Annotated in this window: 1 protein-coding gene; it reads left to right on the top strand. The window is 58.5% G+C overall.

The window, feature by feature from the left end; genetic code table 11:
- Positions 1–567, top strand: a 567-nt coding sequence (locus ABD059_RS12740) for a phosphotransferase (RefSeq protein WP_343880627.1), incomplete at its 5' end; no start/stop codon positions are given.
- Positions 568–610 lie beyond the last annotated feature (43 nt).

Here is a 610-nt window from a genome sequence, read left to right as displayed (position 1 = left end):
GTCGAATACATCGACGGTGACCTCGCCCTGAACCAGCTGCCCCTCAGCATCGATGCCCTCACCCGCGTCGGTCGAATGGTCCGACAGATCCACGACGCCAGCGAAACATTCCCACTCCCCCACCGGGATGACTGGAACCTGCCCCTGCCGACAGAGGCACCGAATCTGATGTGTCATAACGACCTCGCCCCGTGGAACCTCATCATCGGAGAGCGATGGGTTTTCATTGACTGGGACGGATCCGGCCCCAGTACACGACTGTGGGACTTGGCCTACGCCGCCCAATCCTTTAGCTCTATGTTCGAAGGGCAACCAGTAGAAGAAGCCGCAGCAAACCTCAAAGCATTCATCGACGGGTACGACGCCGATATCGAAATACGCCGGGCCCTGCCTGACGCGATCAACCAGCGGACACAAGCCATGTACGAGCTACTCGAAGAATCCCACCGAACAGGGTTCCAGCCCTGGGCCTCGATGTATGCCGATGGACACGGCGAACACTGGCGTGCCGCCTCCGCCTATGTGCGAAATAACCAGGCCGTCTGGGAACAAGCCCTCAACGTCTAACCCAATTCACCGGGATAAATGCAGCATCCCAAACCATCGTTTG

This window comes from Arthrobacter flavus (assembly GCF_039526005.1).
GTDB lineage: Bacteria > Actinomycetota > Actinomycetes > Actinomycetales > Micrococcaceae > Arthrobacter_D > Arthrobacter_D flavus.
The sequence above is the reverse complement of the archived record's forward strand: the minus strand, read 5'-3'. Positions and strand labels throughout refer to the sequence as shown.